14 protein-coding genes are annotated in these 18,849 nt (G+C 52.1%); 5 read left to right on the forward strand and 9 right to left on the reverse strand.

Translation table 11 applies throughout. The features are described 5' to 3' along the window. Positions 1-68 precede the first annotated feature (68 nt). Positions 69-1,286, forward strand: a complete 1,218-nt coding sequence (locus QU595_RS12370; protein WP_315922339.1) for a hypothetical protein — start codon at positions 69-71, stop codon at positions 1,284-1,286. 21 nt (positions 1,287-1,307) lie between these two features. Here the strand turns inward: QU595_RS12370 and QU595_RS12375 are convergent, their stop codons facing one another. Then, positions 1,308-1,673 (reverse strand): hypothetical protein, encoded by a 366-nt coding sequence (locus QU595_RS12375; protein WP_315922341.1) that lies wholly within the window; start codon positions 1,671-1,673, stop codon positions 1,308-1,310. 144 nt (positions 1,674-1,817) lie between these two features. Here QU595_RS12375 and QU595_RS12380 point away from each other — a divergent pair, with 144 nt between their 5' ends. Further along, complete coding sequence (locus QU595_RS12380; protein ID WP_315922343.1) at positions 1,818-2,351, forward strand: hypothetical protein; 534 nt, start codon at positions 1,818-1,820, stop codon at positions 2,349-2,351. 17 nt (positions 2,352-2,368) lie between these two features. Here QU595_RS12380 and QU595_RS12385 read toward each other — a convergent pair whose 3' ends face one another. Both QU595_RS12385 and QU595_RS12390 read right to left on the reverse strand, forming a co-directional pair. Further along, positions 2,369-3,406, reverse strand: coding sequence for a M48 family metallopeptidase (locus QU595_RS12385; protein WP_315922345.1), 1,038 nt, complete (start codon positions 3,404-3,406; stop codon positions 2,369-2,371). A 25-nt stretch (positions 3,407-3,431) separates the two neighbouring features. After that, the gene (locus tag QU595_RS12390; protein ID WP_315922347.1) at positions 3,432-3,995 is read right to left on the reverse strand and encodes a LemA family protein; all 564 of its coding nucleotides are present in this window, start codon (positions 3,993-3,995) and stop codon (positions 3,432-3,434) included. Positions 3,996-4,405: 410 nt separating this feature from the next. Between QU595_RS12390 and QU595_RS12395 the strand changes: the two genes are divergently transcribed. Both QU595_RS12395 and QU595_RS12400 read left to right on the forward strand, forming a co-directional pair. Then, positions 4,406-6,358, forward strand: coding sequence for an IS200/IS605 family accessory protein TnpB-related protein (locus tag QU595_RS12395; RefSeq protein WP_315922349.1), 1,953 nt, complete (start codon positions 4,406-4,408; stop codon positions 6,356-6,358). 59 nt (positions 6,359-6,417) lie between these two features. Then, positions 6,418-6,873 (forward strand): hypothetical protein, encoded by a 456-nt coding sequence (locus tag QU595_RS12400; protein WP_315922351.1) that lies wholly within the window; start codon positions 6,418-6,420, stop codon positions 6,871-6,873. Positions 6,874-6,910: 37 nt separating this feature from the next. Here the strand turns inward: QU595_RS12400 and QU595_RS12405 are convergent, their stop codons facing one another. The 6 genes from QU595_RS12405 to QU595_RS12430 form a co-directional block, all read right to left on the reverse strand. Then, on the reverse strand, positions 6,911-8,128 hold the full coding sequence (locus QU595_RS12405) for a phospholipase D family protein (protein ID WP_315922353.1): 1,218 nt from the start codon (positions 8,126-8,128) through the stop codon (positions 6,911-6,913). 136 nt (positions 8,129-8,264) lie between these two features. Further along, positions 8,265-14,021 carry an autotransporter domain-containing protein gene (locus tag QU595_RS12410; RefSeq protein WP_315922355.1) on the reverse strand — a complete coding sequence of 1,919 codons (5,757 nt, stop codon included), beginning with the start codon at positions 14,019-14,021 and terminating at the stop codon, positions 8,265-8,267. A gap of 294 nt (positions 14,022-14,315) precedes the next feature. After that, a complete protein-coding gene (locus QU595_RS12415) occupies positions 14,316-14,951 on the reverse strand; it encodes a hypothetical protein (protein WP_315922357.1) in 636 nt (211 codons plus the stop codon). Positions 14,952-14,960: 9 nt separating this feature from the next. Beyond that, positions 14,961-15,380: a hypothetical protein gene (locus tag QU595_RS12420; RefSeq protein ID WP_315922359.1), complete on the reverse strand. Its 420-nt coding sequence runs from the start codon at positions 15,378-15,380 to the stop codon at positions 14,961-14,963. Between the two features lie 8 nt (positions 15,381-15,388). Then, positions 15,389-16,906, reverse strand: a complete 1,518-nt coding sequence (locus QU595_RS12425; RefSeq protein ID WP_315922361.1) for a ribonuclease J — start codon at positions 16,904-16,906, stop codon at positions 15,389-15,391. A gap of 105 nt (positions 16,907-17,011) precedes the next feature. Continuing rightward, entirely contained in the window at positions 17,012-17,530 is a 519-nt protein-coding gene (locus tag QU595_RS12430; RefSeq protein WP_315922363.1) for a disulfide bond formation protein B, read from the reverse strand. Between the two features lie 176 nt (positions 17,531-17,706). On the opposite strand from QU595_RS12430, the gene QU595_RS12435 reads away from it, so the two are divergent. Then, positions 17,707-18,738 (forward strand): SPFH domain-containing protein, encoded by a 1,032-nt coding sequence (locus QU595_RS12435; protein WP_315922365.1) that lies wholly within the window; start codon positions 17,707-17,709, stop codon positions 18,736-18,738. Positions 18,739-18,849 lie beyond the last annotated feature (111 nt).

Below are 18,849 nucleotides of genomic sequence, written 5' to 3' on the forward strand. Positions count from 1 at the left end.
TATGCGCCGTTGTCCATTGCGCTTATCAACTCGTAAAATGGCCATGATCAAGAATGGAAGGCCATCAAATGTATTTTCTCACCGATCTGCGTAAATTGATCGACACCAGAACTTCGGTGCCGGAAATCCAAAATGTTTTGGCCAATATCCTGACCGTCGCAACGGAAAACAGCAAAAACTTCTATCTTGATCCTAACGAGGCAAAGCTCGTCGACAATGTGATCGACTGGGTGATTGCTGAAGCTCACAGCGGTAAAGAGTGGCCATACACCAAAGGACGCAATGGCCTTCCAACACGGCTCCAGGGCATCACCTGTGTCGAAGATCTGCGCATGGCACTTGCGGTGGCAGAGGCTGAGAACGGCGGCCCGTTCAGCCTTCCAGACATGCCGGACTACGAGGATTACGTAACAGGCTTTCCGGATGGCACTCATGTCGTGCGTCTAACCGCGAATGAAGCATACCGCCGCGAGATCATGAACATGAATAGCAACATCCGGTTCTGGGGGATTTTCAACAAGGACGACCTTGAGAACGGTAAGCGCAGCTACTGGTCTATCAGGGATGCGAATGGACATGTTCTAGCGGGCATCGCCCTCAATCGCTTTGCAATTTGCTCAGTAGCGGGTTTTAACGGCGTTATTGTCGATGAGGAGATCGTCAACAAATACATCCGGCCGTTGATCGAAGAGTTCGACCTGAAGGCTATGGAGCCTGTTGCCGTTCCCCACCTTGTCATGGACGCCAATGGCGATTTCCATGACATCTACAATCTTCCAGACGGCATCACAGTCCACGGAAGCATGTTCCTGTATGACAATTATCCCAAGATCGCGTCCCTTCCTGACAACATGACTATTCAAGGGCAGTTTGTGATCAACAAGAACATAAATCTCAGATCAACTCCAAAAAATCTCGTGGCGACCGATGGAATAGGTTTCATAAAATGTCCGAATTTGACCGAGATCGGAGAGGGCAACAGCTCTACCAACAATTACAGTTCCTTCGACGGCAGCCCAATCAAGACAATAGGCAAAGACTGCTATTTTCCGGAGGGCGTGGTTATCAACGGACAGATGAGGAAGGATGCGCCTCAGACGAGCCTTCTTAAAAAGATTTCGGATGTCTTCCGCGCCAAGCCAGCTCGGCGCTCTTTGGTTGATATTATTCATCAGGTTCACGAAGACGAAACCAAGCGCATTACGGCCATTCAGGACTACATGGACGATGAACTGCAAACGCGCGATTTCCCAGGCATGGAACGCGAAAACACGTTCAGAATGTAGGCGGCAGACATCCTGACTAACTCACTTTCCGAAGGTGTCAATCAGGGCCTGACAACTCGCATCATGGTCATTCTTCAGCGAGTCCGCTCCACGCTCTTCGACCTGCAGGTTGTATTCAACCAACTTCTGGACCACAAAATTCTGAGCGTCTTGTTCGGAAATATTCAGGGTTGAAGCCTCGAACATGAACTCGTCTCCGAGCGTCGCCAGGATGTCTGCCGCAAACGGAGAAATGATGTTTTTTCCATCGAAACCATTCTTGATTGCGGTATATGCCATGCACTGGCCGAGCTTCTTATATTGAGCGTCGTCAGCGGCACCGGCGACAGACGCACCCGCAAGGAATGAAAAAGCGAACGTAAACGCAAAAATCTTAGCGGTCTTCATATCGGAAAATCCCTATGTTTCCTATCATTTTAGCCATAAATCCTTAGCTTCAACAAGGGCGATGACGCTGATCTTCTTGAAATAAAGATAGACGATCTTCATCCTAATAACTGGAGAAAACAAAACCCCGCCAAGGACATAACAATGACTCCCTATGATGATATGAAAAGAAAATACGACAGCGATGAGATAGTGTCGCAGCTTTCGGCTCCAATGAAAAAGTGGGCTGAAATGGGTTTTATGCGTGGATTCGCTGGTCTAAGAACCGAAGCCCTACCCAAGGGGAAAATGGTACTGCCCTCAGCCGCATTCAATGAGTTAGCTCAACAAACCATCAAAGAGGGCAATCCAACTGATGAAGAAATCCAACTCAGAAAAGCATATGTAGCCGAGGTCGATCAGAAGCTTAGAGAAATGCAGGGCGAAGCAATCAATCGCCATTTTAAATTCGCGGCCATCGGCCAGTCCGTCGACATCATGATGGCTATCGCCATCCTAGCCCTGGTGTTCGGTTTGATAGTTCGTGTTGGGGCATACCATCCGTTGACGATTAGCTTAATCTTCCTGATGGCCGTAAAGCTCTTATTTGTTCGCCATAGTGCAAAGCGCGTACTCAATATCGCGCAAGCTGCCTTCAAATCGAAAGCGGATCAAATCCGCCTGCCTTGGATGGCCTGACAGGCGGATCGTTGGCTTCAAGCCCAAGGGCCTGCATTAGCCCTTGCAGGCATTGCAGGCGCTGCGGACGGCGCTCTGGCACCTGCATAAGTCATAAGAGACTTCACTCGTTTATCGATGGTCGGATGCGTCGAAAACAGATCGCCAGCAAAAGACCGAGCGTTGTCGAAAAACATGCCCCGAACTTCATTCGGCACGCCTTGAACATCGGAGCGACCTGAGATTTTCAGAAGAGCCGACACCATAGCGTCAGGGTTCTTGGTCATCCGAACGGCCTCAAGATCGGCCATGTATTCGCGGGTTCGCGACAGGGCAAGCTGCGTCATGACGGAGAGCACGCGCGTGACGATCAAGATCGTAAAAGCGATCAGGATCAGGACCAAAATCGCGGCTAAGCCGCCACCCTTATCGTTGCTACTCTTCTTGCTCGATGACGTCGAGCCTAGGGCACGAACGAGAATGTCACCATTCCTGAACAAGAACTCCATGATCAACGTGAAGATGCCCACGAAGACGCTAGCGATCACCATCAGACGCACGTCGCCATGCTTGATGTGAGCAAGCTCATGCGCAAGCACGCCTTCCAGTTCATCCTTGTTCAGCTTGCGCATCAGGCCACGCGTGACCGCGACCATATACTGGCGCTTTGTAAGGCCGGAGGCGAAAGCGTTCATCGCATCGGTTTCGATGATACTGAGCCTCGGCATCGGCATGCCTTTGGCGATGCAAAGGTTCTCCAACAGATTGTAGAGTTCTGGCTCCTGCTTGCGGGATACGGACCTCGCACCCATGGCAAGATTGATCAGTTGCACGTTCAGGAAAAACGCAATCACAAACCAGACTCCAACGCCCATTACGACGTAAGGAATGGTTGGAGGCAGAGCGTAGAATCCAGCCTCCAAGGCCTCCATAACGGGCATTCCTGCAAGCCCCAACTGAACGATGAGACCTGCATAGACGATCAGGGCCACGAACACAGGGAACATGGCCAGAAGGAACACCGACTTGATGCCGTTGTTCCAGATTTGGGTCTGACTGCCCGTTGCTTTGATCATTCGACTAGAACCTCTCTGGACCTAATCAGAACGAAACCGTAGGGGCGCGCTCTTCCTGCTGACGATCTGCGTCGGTCAGGGTGAACATCGTCTCAGCCTTGAAGCCGAACGCCGAAGCGTAGAGGACGGCTGGGAACACTTCGATTGCGCTGTTGTATTCAGCGACAGAGCTGTTCAGGAAGCGACGGGAAGCGGCAACCTTATTCTCGATATCGGAGAGTTCACGCTGGAGATCGAGGAAGTTTTGGTTAGCCTTCAGATCGGGATAGGCTTCAGCCACAGCAAACAGCTTGCCGAGAGCGGCAGTCATCATGCCTTCAGCCTGAGCGACACCAGTTGGCGAAGTAGCACCATTGGCGGCCGCACGAGCCTTCAGAACGGCTTCTAGCGTGTCCTTTTCATGGGAAGCGTAGCCCTTGACCGTGTTGACCAGATTGCCGATCAGATCGCTGCGGGCACGAATTTGAGCATCGATATCACTGGACGCCTGGCGAACGTTTTGGCGGAGGCGAACCAGACGGTTGTAGCCGAAAATAAGAAACAGGCCGATTACGGCCACGATAGCTAGCAAAATACCCAAAACTTCCATTCATAGCTCCTTTGCTTTCGAAATTCGAGTTTCGCGTGGAAACGCACATACCCAATTTAATTGGGCCTTATTAGATGTGCGGTCAAGAGTTTGCAACTGATTTTCGATCAGATTTCGAAATTATTAAAGGAAATGTCGTCCGATCGGAGCTGGCGGCCATCAAAGAAAAAAGATGAAGGGGGAATTACCCAAAATAATTCGGAAAAGCTTTAAATTAACGCATTTCTAGGAATACGCTCGCGTACACGCTAACGAGATTTTCGAGGTCGCCACAAGGCCTAACACAGGGGCTTCATCCTATGAAATTGCGCTTGCGGCGACCAACCTCTTTATGCTATCCGCCATCTGAGGTTGACGCGTCAATAAATTGTGCATAGAATTAATTCCTATTCTGGGATTGGCGGGTATTTTTGATCAGAACGTTTGAGACGCGGCTAGATTTAAGAGCGGAAGAATTGCGTCCGCTCGCCAACTTGTTGGATCAATATAGTTCCGTCATGAACCATGCGCAACGCGTCATTCATGCCAAGCTTAAAGCGGGACGTGAATGGAAGGGCGATCTCCATACCAATCTTTACAAGGAGCTTGGCATTGGCTCAACCCATTTAAACATGGCTCATAACCAGCTTAAGGCGAAACTCAGTTCGATCAAGGAATTGGCCAAGGATCGCATCGAGACGCTCAAGGCTAAAATCAAGAGCAAAGAAGGCGACATTAAAAAGCGCGAGAAGAAGCTCGGTACGATTAACAACGAGGTTCGCAAACTCGAACAGGACATGTCAGTCTGGCAGGAACGTTGCGTCAGATTTAAATCGGCATCGGATTCCGGTCATGCCTCGGCATATGCCAGACTGAAACGGTCGATCAGAGAATACTACGTTGCGGTCGAAAAACTCAGGAAACTGAAGCTGCAGATTGATGTAACTGATAAGGCGCTACATCAGAATAAGCGTCGCCTCGGAAACCTGAGAGACAAACTTGACGTAGAGCAGGTGAAATTTTCCAATCCGTCGATCTGCTTCGGAACGAAGAAGCTGTTCAAGGCCCAATATCATCTCGAAGAGAACGGTTTTAAAGATCACAAAGAATGGCTAAAGGCATGGCGTGAGGCGCGGAATAGGCATTTTAAGTTCGATGGAAATGCCGCCGCTCCAAACGGAAATGACTTTGCAAGATTGTCTGTCAGAGATGACGGCTTCTTCGACATTGAATTACGCTTACCTGACAGACTGAAGCACATGGCCCAAGAGCGTGCCAGACATCAGGCTCATCAAATTTATATCGTTCGCTTTAAATCTCTGTCTTTCAACCATGGGTCAGAAGTCATTCGCGAGGCATTAGCGAATAAACAACCAGTCACCGTTTCGTTCTTGAAGGATGAAACATCCTGGAAGGTCAGCGTCACTGTCGACCAGAAGCTGTATTGGATCGAGCCGAATTATTCGGTCGGAGCTTTGGGCGTCGACTTCAATGCGAACCACGTCGCTCTGGCTCACATCGACCGCTTCGGGAACCCAGTACGCACCTGGACACTTCCACTCAACACATATGGGCTGAGCACAGGCGAGGCCAAGGATCTGATCCGCAAATGCGCCAAACAGATCGTCGATCTCGCTCGGAGCTATAACGTTCCGATCATCAGCGAGAAGCTCGACTTTGCTCGGAAGAAACGTGACCTCAAAGCCGAGGATGGGGCAAAATACGCCCGGATGCTGTCCTCGCTCAGTTACAACAGTTTCGATGCAGCACTGGCGTCAGCCTGTGCGCGCAACCGCGTCGCACATCGGCGGGTGAACCCCGCCTATACCTCATTGATCGGTCGTGTGAAGTTCGCTCGCCGTTATGGCTTGAGCGTCCACACGGCCGCCGCAGTTTCCATCGCCCGCAGGGCTATGGAACTTTCCGAGGGATTACCTCGCAACGTTGATGGGTCGGTCACCGTCCCACTCAACAACTCCGAACATGTCACCCTTGCTCCACCTGTAAGGAAGAAGCTGAGGCATGTATGGTCGGAATGGAGCGGGGTGAACAAGGAACTGAAAAAGGCTCATGAAGAGCAAAGGCTGTCTGGACGAGTTAAACGTCCCAGACCCTACACCCGTCACTGGCGGGAGTGTGGTGGTACAGGTCATCTGCGCCATGGTCTTTCTGGATTGATCGGCCGTGCCGAGAAGGTCCAGCTTAGTCGTAACGGCCAAGGGCTAGCCAAGCGCCAGGAGGTAACTCCTGTAATGAAAAATTCGTCATTTGAGGTCGGAACTCAGTTCCAACCTCAAATGACGGATAGCCCCTCTTTATTGCGGACATATGCTCTCAACAGCCTATCGTTGATCAGGTGGTTGCATGTGACAACCGCAGTTTGAGCTTTGCAAATAAATTCGGCCATTATTTCGAGGATAGTCTTTATCCATAGGTGCCTTAAATGCGTTTCAGAGAACTCGACTGCGAACCATTCCCAATCGAAGTCAACGACGAAAATATCGCCTTTGCCAAGGAATTTCTCTTGGGCAAGTGGGCCGAACGCTACAACGAGCGCGAAGAAGAAAATCGAAAGCTCGTGGGATCGATATGGCACCGCTCCGCCCCAACCGATCTATCGGATTCCTGCAAGTTCAGTGCTTTGTTTTCGAGCGTGGTATTCGGTGGCGAGATCGCTGGGAATTATGACCACGTCTTCACTCTGGTCGATGACGAAGTTCTGGATCTCAATGAAGACGCCGCTGACGTCACGGCTTTGGATGATCCACACGGTGAGGACGACGACTTCATCTATAGTGGAGACTTCAAGGAATCCATCAGTTCCTGCATCCCACGCGTTAGGCAATGGCTCGCCGATTTTGCTGCTGAGCTTGCTCTCAGGGCAGGACCGAAGCCCTGAGACAACATCTTAGAGGCGACGATATCGCGCGGCCCACTCACACAATTGGACGATAGAAGATCGCGTCGAGCATGGCGGCACGGTTCTCCCACAGTTCACCCTCGGCATTGTCGGGCTTGTCCGTGTTGTACCACTTCGCCAGTCTGAGCACCTCGACGACCTTGTCCCAGTAGTCATCCAATTCCAATGTCGTCCGCGAGAAGCCCATGCGAGATGCCGCTTCAACGATGTTAGGCTTGCAGATGCAGACGAATGTGTCTGGGCGCTTCATAACCAGGAGCCGACTGGCAGTTGGGACACCACCCATCCGGGTTGAATTCTTGAATGCCTTCCGGAAATGCTTCACGAAATTTCGGAAGTGGTCGCTGGTGACCTCCCCTTTTTGCGGAATGCTATCGAGAGCGCGGGCCAAATGCCTATCGTTTGCGTTGATCCGGTTGAAGAAGTCGCCCATTCCCTTCATGGAACCGAACCATCCCCAATCGTGATCCAGATCTGGAGAAATTTTCTGCCTCTCCCCGAGCAGGCCTGCAATCGCCTTGCGTTTCTCAGGTGAGAGGTCCGAAAACGATCTTACGGAAGCAAGCCACTTCTGCGCGATACGAAGAAGGGTTAGGCTCTCCGCTACGTCATGGTGTTCCGACGCCTTGATCTCAGCCACGTACTCTGACCAATCCATCGAGACCAAAGGCGATGTGAAAACAGTTGGGTTGATCAGTTTTATGCCATCCATCGGATCACGTGGAGGCTTTGCCATTCGCGAGGCGCGACCAAAGCTGGCACGATAGGCTGCGGCGAAATCCGGTGTGACCGCCTGACCATATTTAGCGCTCTCTTTGGTGAATTTGAAAATGTCGACGAAAAATGGATCGGCAATATCACCGATCACCTGGATCGAGGCCTCCCAGTTTTTATCGAGGCCTCCAAAAGTGAAGTTGGCGCTACCGACGATGGCTTCAGCACGGTCTCCAGAACGGAAACCGTAAACCTTCGGATGGTAGGTGCCGCCGACGAACTTCGTGGCGACCCGCGCTCTTTCGATCCCCTGCAGTGCATCGACGAGATCAGGGTGCGTTTGGCTGAAGGCGACGCCAAAAGTGACGTCCCTGAATTTTTCCGTGTTCTTGAGAAGGGCCTTGGTTGCATTCATCATACTTCCCCATGCAACAGCCCAGTGAAATTCGTCGTGCTCATCGATAAGGGAGCACAGCGTTTTATTTACGTCGTCGGTCCTCAGCAGTTTAATGTCGACCACTTTTCCGCAACTCCTTTGAACGTCATTGCAGCGGTAGTCTACGCTTTAGTTCTTGGCAACAAGCAACTTCACGTCTGAAACCCGTTCATCAAACAGGCTTCCAATAAAAAACCCCGCCAGAGCGGGGTTTTCGTCATCAGAACTTGTAGGTGAATCTTGCACCTACTGTATGCTGCGTCGATCTCGATGAAATCTGAGCCTGGTAATGAACGTTCAGGTTCGCACGCTTCGACAGCGGAACATCAACGCCAGCTTCCAGAATAACCGCCTTGCGAGCAATCGGAGCGCCCGAGACTGCAAATGCAGAACCTTCATCGAACTGATGGATCGTCACGCCAGGAAGGCTGTTCGACGCATGACGATAACCAACACCTACGGTCACCTTGGCGTTCGTCTTGCCGATCTTGACGTCCTTGCTTGCACGCACACCAATCGTCGCGACAGTGGCATCAACCTTACGCTTCGATCCCTTCAGAGCAGCCTTGCCACCCTTCTCGGCGTAACCGTCTGCCTGATGGTTGATATAGGCCAGACCGAGATATGGTTCGAACGTCGCAACCTTGGTTTCGACCTTGTAGCCAACTTCACCAAAGACCTGTGTGGTATGAGCCTTGTAGCTGGAGGTCAGCTTCTGCGGACCATAACCGACGAAACCAGCAACACGATCAGTCTCGACTTCATGCATCGAGTAGGAAGCCCCACCGCGAAGTGCGAGCTTGTCAATCTGCTTAGCGGCATAGACGCCCAAATGGTAGCTATCGACTGAAGCCGAACCACGACCGTTGATCGAGGTCGAACCGTAGCCAACGAATGCGCCGACCAGCAGATCGCCATCTACAAGCTTGTCTGCTCCGACAACGAAGCCGCCAGTGTTGTGCTTCACTTCAGCGGCATTTCCATTGCCGTTGAGCTTGTTCCAGCCACCGTACGCGCTACCCCAGACGTTGTATCCGCCCATGTGAGCAGTCTGGTTGCTGTCGCTTGGAAGCTCGATGCCGCCGAGAGCAACACGCATGCGGTTGTTGGCGAGGTCACGAACATAGACGCTGCCGTCAATCATAGCCGAGGTCACTGATGCATGGATTTCGCCAGAGAGACTGTCGAGTCCAGCAGCAATAACTGCCTGATTGTCTGGGAGACCAACGAAGGCGTCGTAGATTTCATTGCCTGCGCCGAGGCTTTCAATCGCGTTGGCGGTAGCAAAGTGATTGGCGGTCGTGCCCTTGGCGGCGAACTTGACGTCGTTACGAGCCAGTTCGAGGTCAACCTTACCTGCATCGTAGTCATAGAGCAGGGTTGGATTGAGATATGCGAACTCGGAGGTGATCTGGCCGAAGGAACCAGTCAGCGTGCCGTCCACGCTCAGGATCGTGTAGCGAGAATTCTGAGCGTAGTTGCCGTTGTAGCCAATGTGAGCAACCGAAGCGCCATTGATGGTGGCGTTGCCCTTGACGTTGACGCGGTCGCTCTCGGTGCCTTCAGGATTGACTTCAACTTCGTAGACAGCGCCCTGTTCGATGACGAGATTGCCATTGACCGTCAGAGTGCCAATCGAGTTGCCGGGTGCAAGTGTGCCGCCTTCAGCAACTTTCAGGACGGAGCCAAGGCCGTTACCGACCGTGCCGACGCCCGACAGGAAGCCGCCTTCACCGATAACGGTGTCGCCACCAAGACTACCAGCGTTTGACTTCGTGCCAGTCGAGATCGTGCCGTCGATGATGGTGATCGTGCCCTTGAAGCCAGAACTGTTACCAGTCAGCTCAAGAACGCCGCCGCCCTTCTTTACGAAGTTGCCGTCGCCCGAAATGACGCCGCCATAGGTGACGTTGATCGGCTGGTTGAATGCGAAGGTGCCTGCGGAATTGATGAGGACGTTGCCACCGAACTTGGCAGCGTCGGCAACAAGGGTGCCTTCATCAACGGTCCAGTCGATCATTGAGACACCGCCAAGTGTGAGACTCCCGAGACCCTGCTTGATCATCGTGCCCTTCTCACCAGCATAACCAGCAATCTGGCCAGCAAAGGTGCCGTCGTGCTTCTGATTGAAGACAACAGAAGTGCCGTTGAGGATATCGCCGCTGATTGAGGTCGAGTTGCCGATCAGCTGGCCACCGGAGACGATGGTGTTGCCGTACTTGCCTTCGCCTGCAAGGACCAGAGTACCAGCGCCGCCCTTTAAGAGATTGCCCTCACCTGCGACGGTGCCGCTGAGCTGCAGACGCTTGTTCTCATCGACAACGATCTGGCCGTCCTTGTTCAGATTGATAGCACGTTGCGAGTTGAACGACTGCGTTGCCTGAAGCGTACCGCCTGCAAGCGTGACAGCGCCCGATGTTGCACCGAGGTTGACGTCCGACGAGACAGCGACGGTGCCGCCGTAGATGGTCGTTCCGCCCGTGTAGCTGTTGTTGCCGCCGAGGACGAGCTTGCCAGCTTCTGTCTTCGCAATACCGCCATTGCCCGTGATCTGGGTGTTGATCGTTGCGACATCAGACAGAACGCGGAGTTCGGAATTGTCGTCTACGGCCAGCTGACCAACGCCACCGAGAACATAACCATTGTCGACAAACTGCAGGCCTTTGAACTTCTGTTGACCCATGACGAAGACATCGCCGCCCTGATGGCCATTAGCGTCCTTGAATACGCCGATGTTCGAAGCCCAGGCAGTCGGTGCAGATCCGTTCAGGTTCAACCAGTTGTCACTCACAGGCGACCACGAGCCTGTGCCTCCCTGCCAATGCTGGATGCTGTTGTCGCCTGGCGAATTGATGAAGAGGTCGAAATATCCGTCGCCAGAGGTAAACGCCACATCATGACCAGACGGCACGTTCGGCATATCACCGACTGTGAAGCCAGTCAGGTCAAGCGCGCCGCCGTAGGTTGCGAGACGATAGTAGCCCGCACCAAAGACACCAGCGGCCGGATCACTGTTCTGGTAGAAGTTGACCGTCGTGTTGAGAGCCAGATCTCCGGATACGTTGATGCGGCCATTGGTGCTGAGTTCCGGTCTCGATGCGCCTGCTCCGAGAGCATAGTTCAGCGAGCTGCCAGCCTCGAATTTCAAGTCGCCTTCCACCCAGAGAGCAGAATATGGATTGGTGGCATTGATCGATCCTCCAGACATGACAGTCGTATTGCCGACCCCGCCAGATGCGATCAGAGCCGCACCGTCATGGATCGTCAGCATGGACGACATGCCAATCGACTTGCCCGTGTTGATATGGAGGCTACCGCTCTTGAGATCAGTCTTGCCGGAATAATAGTTATCGTTGCCAAGAACGAGAGTTCCGTTGCCCTGAATGGTGACGTCAGCAGAACCATAAATGCGGCCAGAATACTGCGTATCGCCATTGTGGTTCAGAGTGACAGATGTCCCTGTAGCGCTAGAGCTGATGCGACCTTTAAATTTGTCAGCGTCAATGTTCAGGCCACCTTCATTCAAGAACCAATCCTGCTCCGACACACCTCCAAGCGTTACCGTGCCAGCTCCTCTTTTTTGGACATTGCCAGCATAAGGAGCGCCTACGAGATTTTTAATCGAGCCATTGAATTGACCATCGAAATTTTGGGTGAAATCAATCCAACCAGCATTATAGACATCTCCACTGATCGTAGATGTGTCGCCCATCAAGGAGCCGCCATGAACATAGGTGTCGCCGTAGGTATTTTGTCCGGTCAGATAGAGATGACCGTCTCCAGTTTTGTGTAAATCACCTTGCCCAGAAACTGTCCCGTCGAGTCTCAATACCTTATTGGCATCCACCGCAATCTGACCATCCCGTGCGAGATTGAACTCGCGCTGCGTACTGAAGCTATTTGTTGCCTGCAGGCCACCGCCAGCGAGCGTCACGCCACCTGAGGCCGCTCCAAGGTTAGCGTCTGACGAAACGGCAACGATGCCACCCAGAATCGAAGTGCCTCCCGCATAGCCGTTATTCCCATTGAGAACGAGGCGACCAGCTTCAGTCTTTGTAAGACCCCCAGAACCCGCAATCTGTGTATTGATGACCGCATTGTCAGCTAGAACGCGAATTTCAGCATTGCCGTCAGAGCGAGTGCTGCCATCGATCACAAGGGGGCCAATTCCGCCGAGGGTGTAACCATCGTCGACGAACTGCAGCCCTTGGAAGGTCTGCGGCCCAATAACATCAATGTCACCTCCCTGAAAACCGTTTGCGTCTTTGAAGACGGCGGTTTTGGAAGCCCAAAGAGAATTGAACGTTCCATCCTGATTCAGCCAGCGAGAACTCCAATCAGTCCAGTATCCGTCGCCGCCTTGCCAATGCTGGAGTGAGTTATCTCCCAAGCTGGCGACAAGGAGATCGACATTGCCGCCACCGAAGTAGAGATTCGCAAAAGTCCCAACTGGCAACTGGGGCATATTCCACATTAAATTGCTGAAGTTTAGGTTGCCGCCGTAGGTGGCCAAACGGTAATAGCCGCCACCGATATTGCCGTCCGATGGATTGGAACTCTGGAAAACATTCAGGGTGGGGCCGACGATATTCAAATCGCCTGTGATCGCGAGGCGGCCGCTAGTTCCAGAGGTCGGATCAATAGCACCCCGACCAAGCGTATAATTGAGCGAACTACCAGCTTCGAGCGTGAGGTGTCCGTTAACCTGAAGCAAGCCGGAAGGGTCATTCATGTCGATAGTGCCACCTGAACGAACAATGGTGGAGCCGACTGCACCCGAACCAAAAAGCGTTGCGCCGCTATGTACGGTCAAGAGAGACATCGGCCCAATTGACGCATCAGACTCAAGCTTGAGTGCGCCGCTCTTCAGATTAGTGTCACCCGTATAGGAGTGGGTTCCCCCCAGAATGAGCGTTCCCGAACCACCAATGGTTACATCGGCATAACCTTTAATAGCGCCGCCCGCATACCGAGTGTCACCGCTATGGTTCAGAGTGAAATTGGTGTTCCCGTTGCTGTGGGTGATCCCACCCTTGAATTTGTCGGCATCTACCGAGAGACCGCCGCCCTCAAGGGTCCAGTCCTGTTCAGAGATTCCACCAAGCGTAAGGGTTCCACCCCCCGTTTTGGAAACACTGCCACGGCTTTGAGAACCTGGAAGGTTCTTGATAGAACCATCGAAGCGTCCGTCTGAATTTTGGAGGAATTGCAACTTACCTGCATTATATACGTCACCTTTGATCGCATCGGCGGTGCCGAGCAATTCTCCAGCTTCAATATAGGTGTTGCGATAGCTGTTCTGACCTGAGATGCCGAAAATCCCCTGTCCGGTTTTATGCAGATCGAAATTACCGGAAATATTGCCAGAAATTCCCAACGAGAAGTTAGGGACATCGAAAGTGCCATCTCCTTCCAGAACAATGTCATGAGTTACCGATACACCAGAATTCACGGCATTGCCGAAGGTCGCGTTCTTGAGCACGAGCTTATTGCCAAGGTCGCCAAGCGCATAATTATGCACTACGCGAAGAGTACCGCCTTCAACGCGAGTATCACCAAAATAAGTATTCGAACCACCAAGCACCAGTTCCCCAGAGCCGATCTTCGTAATCCCCCCAAAGCCGTTGATATTCGCGTCAATACGAGCATCCGCTTGGGCATCAATTACTGCGTCGCCAGGCCAGCCGACAGTGAGATTGCCGCTTAACAAATAACCATCAGCTTCAAAACGAATTCCCCTGAACGAGACGCTAGGTTCAACAAAGATATTCTTGACGAAACCTTCGTGGCCGAAGACTGCATAGTTTTGTGCCCAGATCGTGTTTAAGCCGGAATCCTCATTTTTCCAGCCAGCGTAATAATTGGACCACGCGGGTGCACCGATCCATCGCTGAGTTCGATCAGGTGAGAAAGGTTCAGAAGACGCAGCCGATGAAGGGGAAGCAAGAATTGATAGGGCAAGCGCCACCACAGCCATTCTGACTGGCTTCAAAGCCGTTGCATCAGCTAGAGCGGCCGACAATGATCGTAGAACTGTGGATTTAGACGCCATTCACAAACTCCCCAAAAGGTTGATAACTTGGCAACTATTGACAGAAAATAAAATTGCCAGCAAGCGAAATCAGCTTATTTATGGGACTTCGACTTACTTTTTTATCGATAAATAATGTATTAAAGGAACCCGAAACTGCCGCCGAGTCGTGAACACTGGCTTGCGAATACATGCCCATCCCAACCAACAATCCCTGAAATTGAGTTTCGATTGCAGTTTCTAGAATTTTGGGTGTGGATTTTCGTTGTAATAAAATCTCGTCACGTTTGTAGAAAAATGTGATGGCCGCTTTTCTTCCTTCGATGCAGGCCTATCCAATTCAGGTAGCAAAACCTCAACGGCTGCTTCGACGTCTGGATATTCTGACGCCACAAAGAGATGGTTCCCGCGATAGAAGGTGACATGCCAGCCAATTCCACCGACCGCGCCTTCGCGAGGCTTTTCTTCGGAATTATGTTTGGCATGCAATGACTTCATGCGACCATCGACACGATTGACTGCCATAAAGGTTCTACTTGTCTGCCCATAACCTGTAAATTCTTCCCAGCAGTGAAAGGTCCAGTCGCCCATTTCAAACGTCTTGTCCTGATGGCGATGCCAATCTACAAGCTCACTGACTGTGTGAGATTTGGTCGTCCGCGAATATCCACTGACGACAGCGGAATTCATTAATGGCACTTCCATTTTGAGAACAACGGATTCGCCGAACCAGCACCTCACTCCGCGACCGTTCTCACCGCGCCATACATCACCAATATGAGTCCCATCCAGTTCGACGCGCCATCTGGCTTGTTCCAGGAATCCCTGCAGAACCTGATTTGTGTGGTCGATTTTTGTGAGAACTGGCTCAGACATGACAATCTCCTAAACTGCAGCAGAAGGATTAGCGGCGTCGATAGCAGATTGTGCTTCCTTATATGCCTTCTGCCGCTCTCTATATAATCTCAGCCAATCCTCGCCCCATTCCTCCTGGGCCGCCTTGATTGCATCTACACGTTCTCGCGCAGCAAGGGCTTCAGGCTTCCCCTTCTCGGTGATCTCCCAAAGCATGTCAGCCTTCGCACCCATGATTGAGAGGCCAAACTTCGTCGACCGCACCCAACCATTCCGGCGAGCCTGTTTGAAAGCAGGCTTCAGATAGCTATCGTCTGGAGGGAAGCTGTTTTTGAAATCGCCGTCTGAACCAACAAACCAGGACATCACCGTATCGAGATGCTTGGGATGTTTCGGAAAGTATCGTCCGACCATCTCTTCATTATGGTTCATGGGCTTCTTGCGAGCCATCGATCCTCCTAGGCCACCATCGGTGACGGGGTTGCGTCGAAGTGGTCATAGACCGCTTCGGGATTGTTGCTGTCCCAAGGCACGAAGATGCCTCGCTCATATCCTGCCCGTTCAGCGACGAGATCGACCTGCAGATGAGCAACCTTCTTGATGCCCTGCTGATTGATCGCAAACACAGTGCCTTCCTGCGGCAGACTGACCTGCTCGACGCCATTGCTGAGCGCAATGTCGGCATGGGCTTCCATGTGGCGATCTTCACCATGAACGGGGATCGCAAAGCGCGGGCGTACGATCTCGTACATGGCGGCAATCTCGTTCCCGACAGCGTGGCCAGTAACGTGAAGCGGGGAACCGCGATATTCCTTTTCAAGGATACGAACCTGCTTGGAGCGGAGCGTATCGAAGATGGAATAGAGATCCTCTTCGTTGCCGGGGATGACGCGGGCCGAATGAACGACGGTATCGGTCTGATGCACAGCTGGAAGCCGGAAATTCTCACCAGCCGCATATTTGGCAAGAGCCGCATTCTGTTCACCCTGCGCGCCCGTGCAGATCAAAACCATTTCACGACGGTCCAAGCCCCGCAGATGCGATGGCTCCTTCAGGAAAGGCATGACGCCATCCATCAGGCCAAGATCGCGTGCGATCTCTTCGTTACGGCGCAAAGAGCGACCAGCAAGAGCAACCTGGCGGCCTGTGGCGGCTGCAGCGCGGCCGATGGAAGCGACGCGGGCAATGTTGGTAGCAAAGCAGCTAACGACACAGAGGCCCTGAGCCTTCTTGAACACCTTCGCCATACCAGTGGCGACATCGCGCTCCGAAGTGACCGAACCCTGCCGATCAGCGTTGGTGCTGTCACAGATCATGGCCAGAACGCCTTCGTCACCCAATGCCTGAAGGGCCTTCATGTTGGTTGGGCGACCAACAACTGGATGCGGATCGAATTTCCAGTCGCCCGTATGGAAGACTTTGCCGACAGGCGTATCGAATACGAGGCCAACGCATTCCGGCACCGAGTGCGTCATGCGGATTGTATCGATATACATGTTGCCGACCCTCAGCCTGTTCCCAGGCTGGAACTGGCGCATCTTTACTCGGCCCAGCGTTCCGGCTTCAGCGAAGCGACTCTGGAGAACCTTGGTAGCAAACGGGGTTGCGTAGATCGGACACTTGATAGTTGGCCAAAGGCGATGAACGGCACCGATATGGTCTTCATGAGCATGCGTAACTACGAGACCAGAAAGCCTCGGCAGAACGTCTCTCAGGGAATTCAAATCAGGAAAAATGGCTTCGACACCATCAATGTCGCGAGGAGCGAAAGCCGATCCTGCATCTACAAGAACCCACTCGCCGTCGTAGCCATAGAGGGTCCAGTTCATTCCGATCTGACCAGTACCGCCTACGGTGCACACGAGAATTGAATCTCGTCCTGGGATCGGAAGCTTCGTTGGTGAATTATTTGACTTCGGATTTAATAATTCGGCTTTTAACTGGGATTTACCCAAAACATCTTCTTTTTCTTTCATGCTCTTTCTTTTCCACTTAATTTCTCCAAATGTCAATTCAGAGATCGCATGAAACAATCAGAATAATAATGTGCGACATCATTGTTGCATAGATGCCGCACTGCTTCACAGCCATTTTGAAATGCGTTGACGCCAGATTTTCAGCAGAGCCATTGCCAACAAAGCCATAACTGCCAAGCAGACCAAGGCGTTCATTCCCGATAGACTGACGCCGAGAATACGAAACGCAGGCTCCGTGCATGAGACCATTTGCGTCTTCTGAATAGCCTGAAGCAAGTCAGCGGCATTAACTCCGGATTTCAAATTAAGAGAGCCGCATGCGGTCGGACCATCCCAGAATTTCCACTCAGCACCTGCATGGTAAACTGAGATAGCAAGGCTGTACCCATAGATGAGAAACGTGAAAGCAATCATCGGATACATTTTTCGATATGGCGCAGCACCCCAAGCCAGCGTCAACAACAGCAATGGAACGCCAACATAGTGCGAAATCCGTCCCTTATAGCAGAGTTCGCATGGCAGATAGCCGCCGATATGCTCAAGCCCCAGTGCGATTGCAATCGCTGTGAATGAGATCAACAGCGCAAGCGAAACAAGACCACCTGGAGTTTTCAACATACTCATGTGCATTCCTATCCTCTTATTTTTCCTACCAATACACCTTAAATCAAGAACGTGCCGAGGGAGAACCCACAAAATTATTTTCTCAGAAAAATTATTGACAACGCCTTTTTAAGTGGGGATTTTAAGACAGGTATTTACGCGATAATGCGTGTTCAAATCCATCAAAGGAGTTTTTTGTGATTAACCCATCAGCCTACGTCCTCAACCCTGCTTCCTCCGATCCCTTCGCGTTCGTATTCCAGATTTTCGTGACCATCATTATTGGCATGGTGATTGCGATTCTCGTTCGATCCTGCTTCGTTATGGTCCGTGAGAAGACGTTCAAGACCACCGTTCTGTTTGGCGGCAGATATTTCCGCACTCTGAAGCCTGGTTTGCACCTGAAGCTCCCGTACCCGATTGAAATAGTCGACATGACCAAGCATACGGTCATTGCCGAGCTTCCAGTTGAAGTGAAGTCGCTGACGAAGGACCGTGCCAACATCTCCCTCGGCGTGCGTGTCCAGTACGTCGCCAACGAAAACAAGGCCTACGAAGCCGCTTACATGCTGGAAAATCCTGAAGTCCAGATCCGCTCGTACATCGAAAATACCATGCGTGCGCAGATCACGACGATGAACGTTGAAGAGGTCTTCTCTTCGACCAACGAATTCGAGCGCAGTGTGCAAAGCGATCTTGAGACCCGTTTTCATGATTACGGCTACAACATCATCAACGTTCTGATCGACCAGCCACAGCTGTCGAGGGAACTCACTGAAGCCTATCAGGCCAAGCTGGTCGCTGTTCAGCTGCAGGCTGCTGCCACTGCAGAAGGCGAGGCAACGCGCATCAGAATGGTCGCCAAGGCGAATGCCGAAGGTGAGAGCCTCGTCGTAAAGGCAAACGCGTTCAAGGAATTTCGCAAGATCGTGGCTGAGGGCAACGCGGAGGCCATCAACGCCTTCTTGCGTGACCTCCCTGACTCCTCGATTACGGGTAAGGACGTGATGAACTTCTTCGCAGGAATCGACGAACGTGATGCTCTGCGCGATGTTGGCCAGCATGGCGGCCGCGTGGTGATGATCGCTGGTCAGACAAACGGCAACCCGATTGCAACTACTACGGCGGCTGTTGAAGCTGCCCTCGAAAGCGGCACCGCAACCAGCGGCGCAGGCAAAAAGGCCAAGAAGGTCGACGACCTTGTCGAAGCCCCTGCCGAAGGCAAGTAGTTCGACAAGAGAATAGAAAAAGGCGCTGGAAAATCCAGCGCCTTTTTTTTCACGCTACACGGTAAAAATGCAGGTAATTAATCCTCATTCCTTATTTTTGGCGAGACTTTT

The organism is Mesorhizobium sp. SP-1A (assembly GCF_032460275.1).
Lineage (GTDB): Bacteria > Pseudomonadota > Alphaproteobacteria > Rhizobiales > Rhizobiaceae > Mesorhizobium.

What these genes read in the sequence shown, in the direction of transcription:
- QU595_RS12430 (WP_315922363.1), bottom strand. Translation starts at nt 17,530, where the DNA reads ATGAGTATGTTGAAAACTCCAGGTGGTCTTGTTTCGCTTGCGCTGTTG.
- QU595_RS12370 (WP_315922339.1), top strand. Translation starts at nt 69, where the DNA reads ATGTATTTTCTCACCGATCTGCGTAAATTGATCGACACCAGAACTTCG.
- QU595_RS12385 (WP_315922345.1), bottom strand. Translation starts at nt 3,406, where the DNA reads ATGATCAAAGCAACGGGCAGTCAGACCCAAATCTGGAACAACGGCATC.
- QU595_RS12375 (WP_315922341.1), bottom strand. Translation starts at nt 1,673, where the DNA reads ATGAAGACCGCTAAGATTTTTGCGTTTACGTTCGCTTTTTCATTCCTT.
- QU595_RS12380 (WP_315922343.1), top strand. Translation starts at nt 1,818, where the DNA reads ATGACTCCCTATGATGATATGAAAAGAAAATACGACAGCGATGAGATA.
- QU595_RS12425 (WP_315922361.1), bottom strand. Translation starts at nt 16,906, where the DNA reads ATGAAAGAAAAAGAAGATGTTTTGGGTAAATCCCAGTTAAAAGCCGAA.
- QU595_RS12420 (WP_315922359.1), bottom strand. Translation starts at nt 15,380, where the DNA reads ATGGCTCGCAAGAAGCCCATGAACCATAATGAAGAGATGGTCGGACGA.
- QU595_RS12415 (WP_315922357.1), bottom strand. Translation starts at nt 14,951, where the DNA reads ATGTCTGAGCCAGTTCTCACAAAAATCGACCACACAAATCAGGTTCTG.
- QU595_RS12390 (WP_315922347.1), bottom strand. Translation starts at nt 3,995, where the DNA reads ATGGAAGTTTTGGGTATTTTGCTAGCTATCGTGGCCGTAATCGGCCTG.
- QU595_RS12400 (WP_315922351.1), top strand. Translation starts at nt 6,418, where the DNA reads ATGCGTTTCAGAGAACTCGACTGCGAACCATTCCCAATCGAAGTCAAC.
- QU595_RS12410 (WP_315922355.1), bottom strand. Translation starts at nt 14,021, where the DNA reads ATGGCTGTGGTGGCGCTTGCCCTATCAATTCTTGCTTCCCCTTCATCG.